The organism is Gilliamella sp. wkB72, from assembly GCF_001693745.1.
GTDB classification, from domain to species: domain Bacteria; phylum Pseudomonadota; class Gammaproteobacteria; order Enterobacterales; family Orbaceae; genus Gilliamella; species Gilliamella apicola_E.
Genome location: NZ_LZEI01000025.1, coordinates 39,267 through 58,242 on the forward strand (window position 1 = coordinate 39,267; position 18,976 = coordinate 58,242).

19 protein-coding genes and 1 tRNA gene are annotated in these 18,976 nt (G+C 32.9%); 16 read left to right on the forward strand and 4 right to left on the reverse strand.

What is annotated here, in order from left to right; genetic code table 11:
* The 11 genes from nuoK (at position 1) to A9G07_RS11095 (ending at position 10,165) form a co-directional block, all read left to right on the forward strand.
* On the forward strand, positions 1–303 hold the full coding sequence (nuoK, locus tag A9G07_RS11045) for an NADH-quinone oxidoreductase subunit NuoK (protein ID WP_065562424.1): 303 nt from the start codon (positions 1–3) through the stop codon (positions 301–303).
* Positions 300–2,147: an NADH-quinone oxidoreductase subunit 5 family protein gene (locus A9G07_RS11050; RefSeq protein WP_065735176.1), complete on the forward strand. Its 1,848-nt coding sequence runs from the start codon at positions 300–302 to the stop codon at positions 2,145–2,147. The genes nuoK and A9G07_RS11050 overlap by 4 nt, the downstream gene beginning before the upstream one ends.
* Positions 2,148–2,164: 17 nt before the next feature.
* Positions 2,165–3,703, forward strand: coding sequence for a complex I subunit 4 family protein (locus tag A9G07_RS11055; protein ID WP_065735177.1), 1,539 nt, complete (start codon positions 2,165–2,167; stop codon positions 3,701–3,703).
* 207 nt (positions 3,704–3,910) lie between these two features.
* Positions 3,911–5,413 carry an NADH-quinone oxidoreductase subunit N gene (locus tag A9G07_RS11060; protein WP_176713976.1) on the forward strand — a complete coding sequence of 501 codons (1,503 nt, stop codon included), beginning with the start codon at positions 3,911–3,913 and terminating at the stop codon, positions 5,411–5,413.
* A 123-nt stretch (positions 5,414–5,536) separates the two neighbouring features.
* Positions 5,537–5,866 (forward strand): preprotein translocase subunit YajC, encoded by a 330-nt coding sequence (yajC, locus tag A9G07_RS11065; protein ID WP_065735179.1) that lies wholly within the window; start codon positions 5,537–5,539, stop codon positions 5,864–5,866.
* A gap of 45 nt (positions 5,867–5,911) precedes the next feature.
* Positions 5,912–7,768, forward strand: a complete 1,857-nt coding sequence (gene secD, locus A9G07_RS11070) for a protein translocase subunit SecD (RefSeq protein ID WP_081303426.1) — start codon at positions 5,912–5,914, stop codon at positions 7,766–7,768.
* A 12-nt stretch (positions 7,769–7,780) separates the two neighbouring features.
* Positions 7,781–8,779 carry a protein translocase subunit SecF gene (secF, locus tag A9G07_RS11075; protein ID WP_065562478.1) on the forward strand — a complete coding sequence of 333 codons (999 nt, stop codon included), beginning with the start codon at positions 7,781–7,783 and terminating at the stop codon, positions 8,777–8,779.
* A 120-nt stretch (positions 8,780–8,899) separates the two neighbouring features.
* Positions 8,900–8,975: transfer RNA gene (locus tag A9G07_RS11080), tRNA-Ala, on the forward strand.
* A gap of 84 nt (positions 8,976–9,059) precedes the next feature.
* The gene (locus A9G07_RS11085) at positions 9,060–9,377 is read left to right on the forward strand and encodes a chorismate mutase (RefSeq protein ID WP_065735181.1); all 318 of its coding nucleotides are present in this window, start codon (positions 9,060–9,062) and stop codon (positions 9,375–9,377) included.
* Position 9,378: 1 nt separating this feature from the next.
* A complete protein-coding gene (locus tag A9G07_RS11090; protein WP_065735182.1) occupies positions 9,379–9,894 on the forward strand; it encodes a ClbS/DfsB family four-helix bundle protein in 516 nt (171 codons plus the stop codon).
* Between the two features lie 37 nt (positions 9,895–9,931).
* The gene (locus tag A9G07_RS11095; protein WP_065735183.1) at positions 9,932–10,165 is read left to right on the forward strand and encodes a Pathogenicity locus; all 234 of its coding nucleotides are present in this window, start codon (positions 9,932–9,934) and stop codon (positions 10,163–10,165) included.
* 33 nt (positions 10,166–10,198) lie between these two features.
* Here A9G07_RS11095 and A9G07_RS12050 read toward each other — a convergent pair whose 3' ends face one another.
* A complete protein-coding gene (locus A9G07_RS12050; RefSeq protein ID WP_176701513.1) occupies positions 10,199–10,357 on the reverse strand; it encodes an HD domain-containing protein in 159 nt (52 codons plus the stop codon).
* A gap of 400 nt (positions 10,358–10,757) precedes the next feature.
* Here A9G07_RS12050 and A9G07_RS11100 point away from each other — a divergent pair, with 400 nt between their 5' ends.
* The 5 genes from A9G07_RS11100 (at position 10,758) to A9G07_RS11120 (ending at position 17,497) form a co-directional block, all read left to right on the forward strand.
* Entirely contained in the window at positions 10,758–12,704 is a 1,947-nt protein-coding gene (locus A9G07_RS11100) for an extracellular solute-binding protein (RefSeq protein WP_218060066.1), read from the forward strand.
* Position 12,705: 1 nt separating this feature from the next.
* Positions 12,706–13,794, forward strand: coding sequence for a microcin C ABC transporter permease YejB (locus A9G07_RS11105; protein WP_065735184.1), 1,089 nt, complete (start codon positions 12,706–12,708; stop codon positions 13,792–13,794).
* Positions 13,794–14,825 carry an ABC transporter permease gene (locus tag A9G07_RS11110; RefSeq protein ID WP_065735185.1) on the forward strand — a complete coding sequence of 344 codons (1,032 nt, stop codon included), beginning with the start codon at positions 13,794–13,796 and terminating at the stop codon, positions 14,823–14,825. Before A9G07_RS11105 ends, A9G07_RS11110 begins: the two co-directional genes overlap by 1 nt.
* Positions 14,822–16,567 (forward strand): microcin C ABC transporter ATP-binding protein YejF, encoded by a 1,746-nt coding sequence (gene yejF / locus A9G07_RS11115; protein WP_065735186.1) that lies wholly within the window; start codon positions 14,822–14,824, stop codon positions 16,565–16,567. Before A9G07_RS11110 ends, yejF begins: the two co-directional genes overlap by 4 nt.
* A 69-nt stretch (positions 16,568–16,636) precedes the next feature.
* Positions 16,637–17,497 (forward strand): hypothetical protein, encoded by an 861-nt coding sequence (locus A9G07_RS11120; RefSeq protein WP_065735187.1) that lies wholly within the window; start codon positions 16,637–16,639, stop codon positions 17,495–17,497.
* Positions 17,498–17,560: 63 nt separating this feature from the next.
* Here A9G07_RS11120 and frdD read toward each other — a convergent pair whose 3' ends face one another.
* From frdD to A9G07_RS12105, 3 genes are all read right to left on the reverse strand, one after another.
* Positions 17,561–17,917, reverse strand: coding sequence for a fumarate reductase subunit FrdD (gene frdD, locus A9G07_RS11125; protein WP_065562411.1), 357 nt, complete (start codon positions 17,915–17,917; stop codon positions 17,561–17,563).
* A gap of 14 nt (positions 17,918–17,931) precedes the next feature.
* Positions 17,932–18,363, reverse strand: a complete 432-nt coding sequence (locus tag A9G07_RS11130) for a hypothetical protein (protein WP_065562410.1) — start codon at positions 18,361–18,363, stop codon at positions 17,932–17,934.
* A gap of 385 nt (positions 18,364–18,748) precedes the next feature.
* Positions 18,749–18,976: hypothetical protein (locus tag A9G07_RS12105; RefSeq protein ID WP_218060067.1), on the reverse strand; the 228-nt coding region annotated here is incomplete at its 5' end.

Genomic DNA, 18,976 nt, shown 5'->3' on the forward strand with positions numbered 1-18,976 from the left:
GTGATACCACTTATGCATGGGCTAATTTTTGCTTCTATCTTGTTTGTAATCGGGCTGTTAGGTGTAATGATTAGACGAAATCTCTATTTTTTATTATTAAGCCTTATTATCATGAATAATGGAGCAATAGCAGCTTTGTTTGTCGCGAGTAGTTATTGGCAGCAATCAGATGGTGGCGTTTTAGCTATCTTAGCTGTAATTACTGTCTTAACTCAAATATGTGTCGGGCTTGCTTTACTTGTTAAATTAATTTATCGACGTAAAAACTTTAATATTGATTCATTGAGCGAAATGAAAGGATGAATTTACTTTATTTAACTATCATTGTTCCATTACTATCTTTTCTAATACAGGTTTGTTTTGGGCGACAAATACAATCCATTAATGTTAAGTTAATCGGAATTAGTACTATATTTATTGTTGGTTTAATAACAATATTTTCATGTATTGATTTTTCTACCAATACCGTCCCAGATATGACACTCGTTTATACAAGAAATCTATGGACTTGGTTTTCTGTCGGTGATTTTGAAGTTCCGATTTCCTTAACTTTGGATGGGTTATCGCTAACTTTTTTAGTGCTAATTTCTTTCTTTGGTTTATTGATCTCTATCTTTGCTGCCAGTTATCTAAAATCACGAGAAGATATTTATACTTTCTATGCATATAGTAATTTACTCATAACTAGCATGTTAACAGTTGTGCTTGTTGATAATTTGTTTGTGATGCTACTCGGTTGGGAAGGTGTGAGTATAAGCACTTACTTACTTATTGGTATTTATTACAAACAGGCTCGTAATGGTTATGCTGCAGTTAAAGCTTTTGTTATGATGCATTTAACTGACATATTTCTAATTATTGGTATATTTTTACTTTATCAAACAGTAGAAACATTAAAAATCAGCGAGATTTTATTTAAAGCACATAACGATTTAGCTATCGATTCAGATATTATCTTTTGGATCACCATTATGTTGTTCCTTGGCGCTATGAGTAAATCGGCTCTTTTTCCAATGCATACATGGTTCACAGAAACCACATTAGCACCAATGCCAGCTGTTGCTCTATTACAGTCTTCAACTGTCATATTGGCCGGAGTTTATCTTGTTTTAAGATTAAGCAATTTGTTTATGATGTCTAGTGATACACTTTATATAATGCTTTTATTTGCATCTTTAACTATTATATTTGCTAGTAGTATTGCTTTGGTTCAAAATGATATAAAACGAATTATAACCTATATTAATTTAGCTCAAATTAGTTACCTATTTTTTGCCTTTTCAACTCAAAGTTGGAATTTATCATTAAATTGTTTGATAAATTATTCTGTAACCAGTACATTATTAATACTAGCTTCAGCAATTTTATTAAAACAATGCCAAGGTGAAAGAGACATTAGCAAAATTGGTGGTTTATTAAAATCTAACCCAATATTATATGCTATTTTTCTAATTATAATGCTTTCACTTAGTGCATTCCCTTATATTTCTGCATCTTTTTATATTAAAGGCGATATTATTTGGAGATTAATGGCACAAGATAGCTTGATGGCTGGCACCATAGGTTTATTAGGTGTTTTATTATCAAGTTTGGGCATTTGGCGCATAATCTTTTTAGTTTTCCATCATACCCATAAAATGGATCATATTATAAAAATTAAAACGATAAATTATTTTCCAATTTTTATATTGTTAATATTTACTACTGCATTATTTATTTATTTCCCATTACCGATACAAGGAATAATTCCTATAGCCCATCTTGATACTCAGGAACAGTTACCATTTCGGATATTATTAAGTGCAGTGACTATATTGAGTTTAGTTATTGCTTATATTCTTTATGGGCATCTTAATAGTGAGGTTCATGAAATACTTAATACTCCGATGGTCAAATTTTTAGGAAGATTATGTAAAAGCAATTGGCGATTTGATTTTGTCTTGAACAATATCTTCGTAAAACCTTATATCTATTTAGCGGATTTCCTGAAAAAAGATCCGTTAGCGATATGGGACAACTGGATAATGTGGGGAATTAAAAAAATAAACTCATATATTGTTAGCCTAGAAAATGGACAGATACGATGGTATATGGTTTCAATGGTCATAGGTAGCATTATTATATTAATGTTATTGATTTTTATTTAATAAAGGTGTGAACTTTCATGTTGTTATGGCTTGTCTTCTTACCTGTAATTGGCGGATTCATTGGTTGGTTATGTCAAGTATTCTTACAAAGAATCGTAGTATCAACTGATGTACAATTGCGTTGGCAACGTTTACCAATTATGGTTGCTTTCACGACTATATTAATCACATTAATATTAGCCATAATTTTATGGGCGAATGCAATAAATGTAGAACCAGATACAAGTTGGAGTAAAGAGGTTAATTATGACTGGATCCCATTACTTGGTATCCATTTTCATCTTCTATTGGATGGTCTATCGTTGGTAGTAATTACTTCGACACTTTTCATTGTACTACTAGTTATTATTTATTCTAGCAAAGAAAACCTAAATAACCTTGGGTTGTTTTACTTATGTGTATTATTTATGACATCAGCCATTATGATGTTATTTGTCATTACTGATCTGTTTTTGATGTTTTTCTTCTGGGAAGCGGTAGCTATTCCGATTTATTTCTTAATTTCATTGTGGGGAAGGAGAGATTTAAATTCACAACGCTTCAATGGTGCTAATAAATTTTTAATCTACACACAAATAAGCAGTTTATTAATGCTAATATCTATTGTTTCATTAGCACTAATTAATTGGAATTTAACCGGTCAATGGACTTTTGACTATCAAATTTTAACTAAAACACCAATTTCAAGTAATACTGAATTTTTATTAATGTTAGGATTTCTAGCAGCTTTCCTTATACGCATTCCTTTAGTTCCTTTTCACAATTGGTTTATTGAAGCACATATTGAATCTTCAACAAGTGGTTCAATGATGATAAGTGGTTTATTACTTAATACGGCAACATTTGGTTTATTACGTTTTGTAATCCCCCTTTTTCCAAACGCGTCTTTGGCCATTATGCCTGTTATTTCAATACTAGCTATGTTTACTGTTTTTTATGCTGCTTTACTAGCATTTAACCAAACAGATATAAAAAAATTAATTGCTTATATCCATATCGCGTTAATGGGATTTGTTACTACAATTATTTATAGTGGATCTGTAATAGCATTTCAAGGCGTTGTTATTCAAATGATAGCCATAAATCTAGCTATCGTTGGCATGTTTATGATTAGCGGATTATTGGCTGAATGCTATTTAACTCGGAATATAAACCAATTTATTGGATTAAAAGAGCAAGTGAGATATCTGTCCTCTTTTACTTTATTTTTTATGTTAGCTGTATTAGGCATACCAGGTACAGCTAATTTTGTTGGTAATTATATGATGTTATTAGGTAGTTATACCTCTTATTCATATTATACAATTTTGTTGGTAATTGGGTTGCTGTTACTGTCAATTTCCTTAATTATTCGTATGCAACCTATTTTTTATGGAGTAGTTGATAAAGTAGATGTAACCAAACACTTTTTAAGTAAAAAAGATATTTTATTATTATCTAGTGTGTTGATAGTTCTAATTTTTATCGGGTTGTACCCTAAGATAGTGTTAGATATATCTTATTCTACTGTCAACCAAACACAGCAGTATATAACAGCAGAACGAGTGGGAGAGTAAAAATTTATGATAGCTTTATTGCCAATATTCATATTGAGCTTTGCCATAATTGTTTTGCTCATAGCGCTTTTTGTTTTTAAAGTAGGAACTAAAAAATGCGCTATTTTAGCTATATCAGGGTTGATATGCGCTTTAATTTGTTCATCAATTCTAGGCTTTAAAATTTCTCATAACACACCCGCAATAACTGATATTAGTAGTGACAATATGCAAATATCTGTACCTACTTCACAAGGTTCAACTGATACTGATTTATCAAGTGAGCAAACTATAGCCGTTGATGAAGTTCCAACGGAAACATCATCCCCTCAAAATGACCAGAACTCTGAACCTATGGTTCAACAAGATTTTGTAGGCCCACCTCAGAATGTTATTGATACTACACAAGCTGATGATAATACTGATAATAAATGGCGTGCTCATCAAGTTACAGCGTTATTTACCTGTGATGGCTATGGATTACTTTATACCAGTTTGATTTTGATTATTTCTATTGTAGTTGCTTCACTCGCTTATCAATGGTTTGTACAAGAACTGGTCGTACATGGTTTATTCTATGTAATTTTATTACTTATGGCATTAGGCGGCGTAACTTTAGTTTATGCAAGTCATTTAATGTCATTCTTCCTAGGCTTAGAATTACTTTCGATACCATTTATTGGATTGATCGGTTATCAATATATACAAACACATGCGTTAGAAGCTGCGATCAAATATATGATTCTATCTGCAATAGCTAGTTCATTTTTGTTAATGGGAATAGCCTTCTACTATGCAACAACTGGAGAGCTTACATTTAGTGGTTTAAGTTACCAGCTTTCAACCATGAATTATCAAAGTACATTATTATTAATTGGCATTTGTTTAATATTAGTGGGAATTGGTTTTAAGCTTTCATTGGTACCTTTTCAACTTTGGTTGCCTGACGTTTATCAAGGTGCGCCGACTGTAGTAGCATTATTATTATCAACAGTAGGAAAAGTGGCAGTATTTTGTGCTATTGCCAGATTATTTTTACTTGCGCCAATTGTTAATAATGAAACAATTCGTATTATTTTGGTGATTATGGCTTTTTGTTCAATACTATGGGGTAATTTATCTGCTTTAATGCAAAGTAGCTTAAAGCGTTTATTAGCTTATTCATCCGTAGCTCACTTTGGTTATTTATTACTTGCTTTAATTGCGGTGCAATATCAAGTATTGGCCTTAGAAACCATTGGTGTATATTTGATTGGTTACATTCTTGCCAATATCTGTATTTTGGGCGTGATCAGTTTAGAATCACATTCCAACGAGTTACAGGATCATGAAAACGAAGTCGATCTTTCAGGATTATTCTGGCGTCGTCCTGTTTTAGCATTAGCAATGGGTATAGGTTTACTCTCTTTAGCCGGTGCTCCACTGACAGCTGGTTTTGTTGGGCGTTTCCTTCTAATATTGTTGGGTGTAACGGCTGAATTATGGTGGTTAATTGCGGCAGTTGTAATTGGTAGTACACTAGGACTTTATTTTTATGCAAGACTTATTCTCAACCTTTATATCAAACCATCTAATGATGAACAGCTGAATTCGAACATCAGATTAAAATGGCAGGATATAAAAATGAGCGAATTGCTAATTGTTCTTGCAGCAGTTTTAACGATTGTATGTGGTGTCTATCCAAAATGGTTAGTTAACTTAGTTAGTATGGCTCAATATTTAACGACTTAATTATTTTTGTTACTTTCTTGAGATTGATTAAAAAGACATTGACAAGAAATAGTTAATTATCGACATATTTATTGTGTTATAATTCTGAACTTTAATATTTTTGTAATAATTAAGAGGACCGATATGGACTTTTTTATTTCTAATGCATATGCAGCCGATGGCGCTCAGCCTGGTGGTGATTATTTAATGCCAATTATGTTAGTGGTATTCGGGTTATTTTTCTATTTTATGATTATGCGCCCACAACAAAAACGCGCTAAAGCGCATCGTGAGTTAATGGCATCAATTTCTAAAGGTGATGAAGTATTAACTAATGGTGGACTTATTGGTCGAGTTTCAAAAGTTAACGACAATGGTTATATTGCGTTAGAGTTAAATGATACAACAGAAGTTGTTATCAAACGTGACTTTATCACATCTGTTTTACCAAAAGGAACAATGAAATCATTATAATAAATTTCATTGTATTAATTATCTAATTCCACAAGAGAAAATGTCGTGCTAAATCGCTATCCTTTGTGGAAGTACATTATGTTGGTCGTCGTAATTTGCGTCGGCCTGCTTTATGCGCTTCCAAATATTTATGGTGAAGATCCTGCTATACAAATTTCAGGTTCAAACGGTACCGAAATTAATGTTGCTATGCAAGATAAAGTTAAGCAACTTTTGGTGAAAAACAAGATTGAACCTAAATCACTCGTATATGAAAATAAATCTATTTTAATTCGATTAAGTGATAATGATACTCAGCTTAAAGCTAAAGAATTAATATCACAAGAATTAGGTGAAGATTATACTGTTGCGTTAAATCTAGCACCAGCAACACCATCGTGGTTAGCTGTGATTGGCGCCGAGCCAATGAAATTAGGCCTCGATTTGCGCGGCGGTGTTCATTTCTTAATGGAAGTAGATATGACTACTGCATTAAGTAAATTGACAGACCAGTCGATTGAAAATTTAAAAGCAGAGTTTAATAAAAACAATCTTGTATATAAAACAATCAGCAAAAATCCTAATCAACAAATAACAATGCAATTTGATAATGTTGAAGATCGAAATAAAGCTATTACTAAGATCAATGGATTACAAGATTATGAGTTAACTTCACAAGATGAAAACAGCATTGTCATTAGTGTTAGTCAACAGAGACTGCAACAAGCGAAAAATGATGCAGTTCAACAAAATACTACCATTTTACGTAATCGAGTTAATCAGTTAGGTGTGGCTGAACCAATTGTTCAACGCCAAGGCTCAGATCGTATTGTGGTTGAATTACCAGGTATCCAAGATACTGCATTGGCTAAACGCATTTTAGGCGCGACAGCTACCCTTGAATTTAGGCAAGTGAATGATGATAGCTCAATTGACTTAGCTGCAATTTTAAACGGCAATATGCGTGTTCCATATGGTTCTGAAATAAAATATATGGAAAACGGCCGACCAGTTTTACTTTATAAACGTGTAGTATTAACAGGTGATCATATTACCGATTCTTCATTTAGAGTAAACGAATATAGCCAACCAGAGGTTTCTATCACTCTTGATAGTGCTGGTGGTAAAACCATGCTTGGTTTCACGCAAAAAAATCTGAAAAAAGCAATGGCAACACTTTTTGTCGAGTATAAAGATACTGGAAAACGTGATGAAAATGATAAACCTATTCTTGAAAAACAAGAGAGAGTCATCAATGTCGCAACTATCCAAGGTATTTTTAGTGACCGATTCCAAGTAACAGGCATAAGTAGTATTGATGAAGCTAAGAATTTATCATTATTACTTAGAGCTGGTGCGTTGATTGCTCCGATTCAAATAATTGAAGAACGAACAGTAGGTCCTTCAATGGGGCAAGAAAATATCACACAAGGCTTAGAATCTTGTGTTTGGGGATTATTAATTTCTGTCATATTTATGCTGGTGGTTTATCGCCTATTTGGAGTATTTGCAAGTCTTGCACTGGTAGCGAACTTAATTTTGATTGTTGGCACCATGTCATTATTACCAGGTGCGACATTGAGTATGCCAGGTATTGCCGGTATAGTTTTAACCGTAGGTATGGCAGTCGATGCTAATGTATTGATTAACGAGCGAATAAAAGAAGAACTAAGTAACGGACGAGGTGTTCAACACGCAATTAGCGAAGGTTATGCGGGCGCTTGGAGTAGTATTTTTGATGCCAACATCACCACACTGATTACTGCGGTTATTCTTTATGCGGTTGGTACTGGCTCAATTAAAGGCTTCGCTATTACATTAGGTATCGGTATTGTAACATCGATGTTTACCTCGATCGTAGGGACTCGAGCATTGGCCAATCTTATTTATGGTGGTCGTCGTGTTGATAAGTTATCAATTTAGAGGTTTATTGTGATTGTTGATAAAAAAGAAAATCATGATGTTAGAGAGCTAAATCATGGCCGCAGAGTCCTCGACTTTTTAAAATTTGGTTTTATTGCTTTTGCCATCTCAATGATATTAGTTGTGGCGTCATTTGTAATAATTTTTGTTAAAGGATTTAATCTTGGACAAGATTTTACTGGTGGGACAACTGTTGAGTTAACCGTTACTAAAGCTATAAACCTTGATGACCTACGTAACAGTTTACGTGATGAGGGCTATCATGAACCAATCGTTCAATATTATGGTAGCAGTAAAGATATCATTATTCGACTACCAACTGCCAACCAAAGTGAAGGTAGTGTATCATCAACGATTGATAATGCATTAGGTATGAAAATTTCAAATTTAGTGCATAAAAATATTGATAGTAATGCTGAAATTAAACGAATTGAATTCGTTGGCCCAACAGTTGGTACTGAATTAGCTCAAGATGGAATATTAGCGATTTGTGCTGCTTTAATCTGTATTTTAATCTACATTGCGTTTCGATTTGAATGGCGATTTGGTACAGGTGCTGTTGTCGCATTAGCGCATGACGTTGTAATAACCGCAGGATATTTATCGTTATTTAATCGAGAGTTAGATTTGACTATTATCGCAGCGATGTTATCTATCATTGGTTATTCGCTTAATGATACCATCGTTGTATTTGACCGAATTCGTGAGAATTTTAGAAAAATTCGACGTGCGTCGCCATACGATGTGATCAACATCTCACTAACTCAAACATTACATCGAACCTTAATGACATCAGGTACAACCTTAGCTGTTGTTATTATTTTGTATATATTTGGCGGTTCAATGTTAAAAGGTTTTTCTGAAACATTAGGCGTAGGGATTGTGTTAGGCACGATATCATCGATCTATGTGGCCGCATATATGTCACTTAAATTGGGTGTTAAACGTGAGCACTTTATGCCACCAAAAGTTGAAGTTGAAGGTGCAGATCAAAACGCAATTATTCATTAACTACTTAAGCTCTGTCATAGTTTGACAGAGCTTTATTAGACTGTTTTTTAAGCGAATAATACCAAACTATTTGACACCCTCTAACTAGTTGCATATTATTAGCCACAGTTTTACCTATTTGGGGCCATAGCTCAGCTGGGAGAGCGCAACGCTGGCAGCGTTGAGGTCAGGGGTTCGATCCCCCTTGGCTCCACCAATTCCCCATTTCTTAAATCAAATTCTTTCAAATACATATATCTAGTGCTAAGATAGCAAAACTATTCACTATTGAGTACTCTATATGATTCAATACCATTCAAAAATATTAGCTAATGAATGTCGTGATATGAATGATATTCGAGCTGAAATCGACAGAATAGATCATTTGGTAATTCAATTATTAGCCGCTCGGTTTGAGTATGTTAAAGCTGCAAGCCAATTCAAAAAAAATGTCACTGATGTGCAGGCTCAAGCTCGTTTTAACAGTATGTTAGAGCAACGTATGCTTTGGGCTAATGAGTTGGGACTTGATGGTGAAGTGATTAAACAATTGTATGCTAACTTAGTTAAATATTTTATTAATGAAGAAATGAAACATTTTAATAAGGCAGATAAATAAGATGAATTATGAAAACAAACAGCATCTATTGGATGAGATAAATAAAACTGCTAAGCTATTTATTGATGAATTCAGCGAATTATCCGAACTAGATAAAGATAAGTTAATAGATGGAGTAGATCGAACTCCAAGTCAAATGATTGCTTATCAGTTAGGATGGTTGGATCTTGTTAAGTCTTGGGATGATCTTGAACTTGCTGGACAAACCCCAACATTACCAGCAGAAGGCTACAAATGGAATCAGTTAGGCACATTATATCAACACTTTTATAAGATTTATCAGGATTATTCATTACAAGAACTGATTAAATTATTTAATGAGAAAATTGTTATCTGGAATAATTGGATTAACTCATTAGATGATAGTACACTTTTCATAAAAGACACGCGTAATTGGACTAAACCTTTTCCTCCAGCATGGACTGTTGCACGATTTATCCATATTAATTCTGTTGCACCATTTAAATCCTTTAGAGCTAAAATTAGAAAATGGAAAAAATTAAATTCAAATCAGTAAAATCATAACATTTATTCCCAAAAAAATAAGGAACTGTATGGCTTTTTCAGAACAAGAAAAGAAACACCTTTTAGAACTAAAATACGTTGGCGATAAAATCATAGAAAGATTACAACAGATGGGATTCGATTCATTTGAAAAGTTGCGTAATACTTCTTTAGTTGAAATACTGAATAAAGGTGCCTTATTAACCGGATCATCATGTTGGAAAAACAGCCATCAGGCAAAAACCGCAATCCAAAATATTTTGGCTTTGGTCAATCAATGTTAATTGATTTTTTTGCTGTAACTATTAAATTTGTCTCTATATAGATGTGATAAACCCTAATTTTAAGTCATTATTTTTGACAATATGGTATCCACACGCGGCGACATCTAAATTGTGGTAAGGTAAAAGATGATAATCACTTGATTGATCGACTGGTTGGCACTTTCCCCAATATTGATAAAATGATTCGCACATTAAAAAGGATATCCCTATATTTATCAGCCAATTGTTTGAAATGTGAAGCTGAGTATCACCATTAATATTAGAATAATAAAAGAATATTGGCTAAATTGCTAAATTTTTATACTCAAAAACCCCGTTCCTCAACTTTTTTTAATTGGCTATCACATTTGTGTACTAAAAAATATTCGGTTAACGATAGCAGGATATATCTTAAACAAATATCGATAAATATTAATGGGATAATTAATATTAGCTATTAAGTTTATTAATTAGGTTTTGCTCATTTGATTGAAGTTTGGCAAAATAGCTAACTTACTATGTATTATTTTAAGTACTTTAGATAATTTAAAATTTTCAATTAAAGTAAAATCTCATATTGATAGGTTGAAGATAAAACAGGAACTAAATTAGGATGATTAGTCAAAGAAAAAAAATTATTAAGAGGTTATTCATCTCAAGCTGTTTGAGTGGATTATTCCTTTGTTCAATGACTGCTTATGCCGAAGACTCAAATCTCACGTTGCAAACCGAGACGGTAGAAGAGGTTAATTCCTCAACTGAGACTATAGAATCAATTGATAATGTTGAGCCTTCTCAACCTAATGAACATATTTATCACAAAACTATATTTTCATTGTTAGGTGAACCTAAATACCCTGAAAATTTTGAACATCTTAACTATGTCAATCCCAATGCTCCTAAAGGTGGAATTATTAAATTGTATGAAATAGGTACTTTTGATAATTTTAATCGTTTCGCAAGTCGTGGCGCACCTGAACATTATTCCGGCTCCTTATATGATTCTCTATTTACCACAACAGCTGATGATATTTCGAGTTTTTATCCACTAATTGCCACCTCAATCACTTATTCAGATAGTTATCGTTGGGCAGAGGTAGAAATTAATCCTAATGCGCGTTTTCAAGATGGTAAGCCAATAACCGCACATGATGTGGAATTTACTTTTCAAAAATTTATGACTGAAGGTGTTTCACAATATCGGGTTTACAACAAAGGGATAAATGTTAAAGCCATAGACGATTATCGCGTTCGTGTCGACTTACCTGAAGCCGACCGTGAAAAATTACTATCCTTTGTTGGTAATATGCATGTTATTCCTGAACATTATTGGAAAGATCGTAATTTTTCCGAGCCAGTAAGTACGCCTCCGATTGGTAGCGGACCTTATTATATTAGTGATTATAAAATGGGACAGTATGTCGTTTATAAGCGAAATCCTGATTATTGGGCAAAAGATTTACCAGTTAATAGAGGTCTAAATAATTTTGATGAAAAACGTATCGATTATTATATGGATACCAGTATAGCTTTAGAGGCTTTTAAAGCTGGGGAGTATGATTTTCGAGGTGAAGGACAACCGAAAAATTGGTTTACTCAATATCAAGGAAAATACTTTGATTCAAAAGATATCATTAAAAAAGAAAAAATCGTTGAAACAGCTGTAGATACTAAATGGTTAGCGTTTAATTTGCAGAAAGATTTTTTTAAAGATATAAAAGTTCGAAAAGCGATTACCTTAGCTTTTGATTTTGAATGGTTAAATCATGCATTTTATTATGATAGTTATAAAAGACCATCTAGCTTTTTTGAAAATACTATTTATGCCGCCAAAGGTAAACCGAGTGAACTTGAGCTTAAATGGTTAACTCCTTATAAAAATATTATTCCTGAACAAGCGTTTGATGAAGCTTTTACTATCCCTAAAAGTGATGGGCAAGGTTTTAATCGCAATAACTTATTAACAGCTGCTAAATTATTGGAAGAAGCAGGTTGGATCATTAAAGACGGTAAATTAATTAATCCTAAAACCCAACAACCTTTTGAATTTGAATTGTTAACTTACCTTGGTGACGACATCAAATATGCCATTCCTTTCCAGCAAAATTTAGCTCGTTTAGGCATTAAAATGAATATAATCTCACTTGATTACGCGCAGATCAATCGCAGAATGCGTGAACGTGATTATGATATGATGCCACGTAATTATAGTTCGATAGATTATCCATCCTCAAGTTTAATGATTTTTTGGGGAACCGAATATTTAAACTCTACATATAATGGCTCAGGCTTACATAATCAGGCAATTGATTCAATTATTAATGAAATAATTAAAAATGTTGGAAACCAAGAGGAATTAATTCCTCTTGGGCGAGCGTTAGATCGAATTTTGACTCAAGAATATCCGATGATTCCAATGTGGTATAACAGTAAAACTTTTTATGCATATTGGAATAAATTTGGCCAGCCAACCCAACAACCAACTTATGCAATAGGAATTGATAGCTGGTGGTATGATGAAGATAAAGCAGCTAGCTTATCAAAGAATAGAGAACACTAATATGCTGAATTATTTTATCCGTCGATTATTGCTAATTATTCCAACATTGCTAATCATTTTGACGATCAACTTTTTTATTGTACAAATTGCACCCGGCGGTCCTGTTGATCAAGCATTGTCTATGATTGAAAATGGACCAGAAGCAGGACAAACCTTGTTACCAGGCAGTGAAACTAGCCCAACAATATTAAAAGAAGAAAAAAAACAATCAAATTATCAGGGCGGGCGAGGTCTTGATCCTGAAATTGTGGCAATGATTGAAAAGCAATATGGTTTTGATAAACCGATCTGGGAACGCTACATTAATACATTGAAACAATTTATTCAGTTTGATTTTGGTAACAGCTTTTTCAAAAGTGAATCAGTGCTAAGTTTAATTGCAAAAAGTTTACCTGTTTCTATTTCATTGGGGTTATGGAGTACATTAATCGTTTATTTAATCTCAATTCCATTAGGGATTCGTAAAGCAGTTAAAGATGGTTCAATATTTGATTTTTGGACAAGTACTTTAATCATTATTGGTTATGCAATACCCGCTTTTTTATTAGCCGTGTTGCTAATAGTCCTTTTCGCTGGGGGGAGTTATTGGGATATTTTCCCGCTTCGAGGATTAATCTCAAATAATTTTGAACAATTAGATTTTTGGGGCAAAGTCAAAGATTATTGTTGGCATATTTGCTTACCAACTATTGCTATGGTGGTTAGTGGTTTTGCAACATTAACTATGCTAACTAAGAACTCATTCTTAGATGAAATTCGCAAACAATATGTTGTGACTGCCAGAGCTAAAGGTTTGAGTGAAAGGCAAATTATGTATAAACATGTTTTCCGCAATGCAACCTTACTTATCGTATCGGGTTTTCCAACCTCATTTGTCGGAATTTTATTTACTAGCTCAGTACTTATTGAAGCGATATTTTCACTTAAAGGATTAGGTTTATTAGGGTATGAGGCAATTATTCAACGTGACTATCCTGTTATTTTTGGCTCATTATATATATTTACATTAATTGGCCTACTCACTAAACTTTTATCAGATTTAACTTATATGTTAATTGATCCACGTATTGACTTTGAGGCTCGCAACTGATGACTATGCACTATTCAATTAATCAGCTACGTTGGCAACGATTTAAACGCAATCGACGTGGGTATTATTCGTTATGGCTATTTTCAATATTATTTATAATAAGTCTATTTTCTGATTTTATATTAAATGATCGCCCCATTTTCATAAAGTATCAAAATAACTATTACTCGCCAATATTTCATTTTTATCCGGAAACAGAGTTTGGTGGGCAGTTTCAAACGCAAACTAATTATTTAGATCCCGCAGTACAAAATAAGATTGAATCAGATGGTTGGATATTTTGGCCTCCATTCCGATATACCTATAATACTGTAATTCATGATACAGCTAGCACATTTCCAACACCACCATCTAAAACGCATTTGCTAGGCACAACTGATGCTGGATTTGATGTATTAGCCAATATTTTATACGGATTTAGAATATCGATGTTTTTTGCGGTATTTTTAACTTTCTTCACTTCCATTATTGGTGTACTAATCGGTGCAATCCAAGGTTATTATGGCGGAAAAGTCGACCTATTGGGACAACGATTCATTGAAATTTGGAGCGGATTACCAGAATTATTTGTAATTATTCTACTTGCAAGTATCTTACCACTCAATTTTTGGTGGTTATTAGCTATTACAGTATTATTTGGATGGATGGCTTTAGTTGGTATTGTGCGAGCCGAGTTTTTACGTACTCGTAACTTTGATTATATTCGAGCTGCCAAAGCAATGGGAGTGAGTGATAGTAAAATTATGTTTCGACATATGTTGCCCAATGCGATGGTTGCGACATTAACATATTTACCATTTATTCTTTGTGGTTCAATTTCAACTTTAACTGCATTGGATTTTTTAGGTTTTGGTTTGCCCATTGATTCACCATCCTTAGGTCGATTACTTCTACAAGGTAAAAACAATTTACAAGCACCTTGGCTCGGTATTAGTTCTTTTTTAGTTATTTCTATATTATTGTCACTTTTAATTTTTATTGGTGAAGGAATTAGAGATGCATTTGATCCAAACAAAGGAGTATATAAATGAGTTCTCCTTTATTATCGATTGTTGATTTAAGTATTGCGTTTAAAACTGGTCAAGACTTGCAAAGTCAAATTGTCGAAAATATTAGCTTTGATATCGGCGAACAAGAAACGGTTGCATTAGTTGGTGAATCTGGTTCTGGTAAAAGTGTGACTGCACTATCGATCTTAAAATTGTTACCCAAAGAGCAGGTGATCTATCCATCTGGCGATATTATTTTTGAGGATAAATCGTTATTACATGCGCCTGAAAAAGAGTTACGCAAAATTCGTGGTAATGAAATAAGTATGATATTCCAAGAACCAATGGTATCACTTAATCCATTACATACAGTGGAAAAACAACTTTACGAAGTATTATCATTACATCGTGGTATGCGACGTAATGTTGCTCGGGGGGAGATTTTACAATATTTAGATCGTGTTGGAATCAAAGAGCCTAAAACTAAACTTTCTGCTTATCCTCATCAATTGTCTGGCGGAGAAAGACAACGGGTCATGATTGCAATGGCAATTTTAACGCATCCTAAATTATTAATAGCCGATGAACCAACTACAGCCTTAGATGTTTCAGTTCAAGCACAAATTATTGATTTACTCAAAGAACTTAAAAAAGAACTTAATATGAGTATGCTATTTATTTCACATAATTTGGGGATTGTAAAAAAACTGGCAGATAAAGTGGCAGTAATGCAAAATGGGCAAATTGTTGAATTCAATAATAAACAACGCATCTTTTTGCGCCCTCAACAAGAATATACCCAAACATTATTAAATTCACAACCTAGTGGTGAACCCGTTCCTTTACCTGATACACCGGGTATATTGCTCAGTGTTAATCATCTGAATGTTGAAGTTATCGCGCAAAAACGATTATTTAGTAGTAAAAAGAAGAAAATTGTTGATAATATTGGCTTCACGGTGCACCAAGGTGAAACTGTGGGTATAGTTGGCGAGTCAGGATCAGGTAAAAGTACTACTGCACTAGCTATTTTGCGTTTAATTCAATCACAAGGTGATATTTTATTCGATAGCCATCCTATACAGAATTTATCCGCTAAAAAATTATTACCATTTCGCAGCCGAATCCAAGTGGTATTTCAAGACCCATACTCTTCACTTAATCCGCGCTTAAACGTTGAACAAATTATTAGTGAAGGCTTAATTACTCATAAGAAATTGAGTAAAACAGAACGTGAACAAGCCGTGATTGATATTATGCAAGAAGTTGGATTAGAGCCTGAAATGCGTTTTCGTTACCCTAATGAATTTTCTGGCGGACAACGACAACGAATTGCCATTGCTAGAGCTTTAATCTTACAACCAGAATTATTGATTTTAGATGAGCCAACTTCTTCATTAGATCATACTATTCAAAAGCAAATAATTAATTTGCTTAAATCATTGCAAGAAAAACACCATCTTAGCTATCTATTTATTAGTCATGATCTTGCCTTAGTTTATTCTTTCTGCCACCAAATTGTTGTGATGAAAGAGGGAAAAATTATTGAACAAGGCTCTCGTGAACAAATCTTCTATACGCCTGAAACTGACTATACAAAAGATTTGCTTTCATTTTTAGATAAACCACCTAGAAAAGCGACTAAAACCCTAATTCATGCTGATATTCTTGAAAAAACGCAGAAAGCTGAAACAGAAGAAAATATAGAAAAGGTTGAAAAGCATGATGGTGAAGAAGAAAAAAAGGTCAATTGGGAAGATGCATTGTTAATGCGCAAAAAATAAATTTATACGGCTTAGGTATAGGCCATAATTAAAAATTTAATTTAGTAAAAAAGATTAAACAGGTTAATTATGCAAAAACGAGTATTCCGATTTTTAACTGCTTCATGTTTATCATTTGTCTCAATAAATGTCATGGCATTAACGTGTTCTGATGATGTTGAGCAAAATAAAGTTGAGGCAAATAATTATATCTTCAAAATATTAGATTTTATTGATTCTAAAGCTAAAGGTATAAAACAAGAAGTTAGAACTTCAACAATCACATCAGATACAGGTGCGATCCGTTCAATTGCGAAACATAGTTTAAATTATGATTCCAATGGCTTAATTACTGAAAGTCATTACGACCTTTATTCTGATAAAAATGAAAAACTTTATTCTGAGCATCTACAAAAAACAGAATTTGGTTGGCAAAATGTTATTCAAGATATTGAAGATAAAACTAACAGTACGATTCAATTCAAAACAGATGAAAAAGGCCGTATTATTGCGTCGGAACAAATAAAGAAGGCTCCTGATTTTACATTTATTGAGAATGACAATTATCAGTTTGATAATAACAATTGTTTAGTTAATAAAAATGTTCAATGGCAGCTAAAAGAGTTGAATGCTAATGGAGATGTAGTTGGAACTGTTCAAAAAGGTGCTTCGGTATATTCATTTACTTACCAAAATCATCAATTAGCAAAAGTGTCAGCGCAATATAGCAATAAAACCCAAAATGAAAGTAATTTTTCTTACCAATTTGATGAAATTAACCGATTAATGGCCATTCATTCAGCTTATTCAATGGTGGGTAAAGATACAACAAATTATATAACCGATTTCTTAACTTTTAATGAGAAAAATGATTGGCTTAGTGCAAGTCAGTCTAAACAAAATAGAAAAAACAAACAGACTAATATTGTTCGACAAATTACCTATTATTAATCCAATTTAAATGGCGTTATCAAAAGTAATCGATAGCGCCAATAAATTAATATCAAAGTAGCTTTAGACTCTGACAAATAAAATATAAATTGCATGAGCAGTCCATGCGAATGCTAAACAGAAAGTTAGTAGCTTTTCTCGTTTGGGATGTATGTTGAAATGATGCAGCAAAGTTAGAATCTGTTGTAATCCACACCAAATTGGTAGCGAAATCATTAAGCATAAAAATAGTTTGCCTAATTCAGTGTTGGCTAATTTAAGAATTGATGAACGCGTTATTGCATCACCAAAAGGGATAATAAATGCAATGATACCCAATACCACGGGAGCAAAAATAGCAGCCCAAAGTCCACCTAAAGCAAATAGTCCTTTTGCCACTGTTGAATCAGAGCGTATTGGTTGATTTTCTTGTTTTTTCATTAATCAAACACCACTTATTTAATAATCAATAATAGTAAGTAATATGAAAGTAAAAGTGTTACACACCAAAAGCCAATAATAAGTAAATATACTTTACCCTTTTTATGCGAATCTTGCTTAAAAATAACTTTCGGTATTAATCTAAACCAATTAATTGAATGAAATAAAGCAAGTAATAAAGCAATAGAATTGATGACAACAACTAAAGGCTTTTGCAAGAAAAAGATAAAACGATAAAACTCGTCTTGCCCCATTGCGTTTGTGTACATACAAATAACCCCATACATCAATATTATACTTACCCAAATCATGGAAAAAGGGGTTAATTTATTAACAATTGAAAAAAATCGCGCCTGTTTTTTTGATAAATTAATATGTTCAGGCTGATTGTTAGTATTAATTAACTTAGTATTGGATTGATAATTTTCATTATTTTTTTTAATCATAACATTCTCAATGGAGGTAGTATTATCACGTTATTAATCTTTTAAGCGATCAATGTTCATTTCAGTATTATAAACACTAAGTGATTAATATCGTCAAATTAAAGTCACGAATGATATCGGTTTTTTACTTATCAACACTAGGCAGAAAGTGCGTTGGGCTTAATTCATATTAAGTATAAAAGAAATCTATATCGCATTGTTGCGAGATTAACAAATTACCTTTAAGCAGATAATTAGTATGATTAAACACTAGATATCATAAAAACTAAATTGTGTACGATAGATTTTTATATTTTTTAATTGGGGATAATATTTCAATAAGTAAATATAAAAATCATGGCATTTGAAATTTTCAGAATATCTAGAATTGTTAATTCATTAGGTATCATTTCAATTTTTTATCCATGTTTTCGTAGATCTTAATTGGCTTAATGGGGATTAATGTTTTATCTTTTACTTCAAACTCAGAATTATTACTGGAAACAACCATTATCTGTCCTCTTTCTAAGTTAAAATCTAAAAGTGCATATGGTTCTACAAAACCTAAAAGAGAAAACTCCCTATCCCTGTTATCCGGAGGAAATTCGTAATAGACAACTTTTTTATTATATAC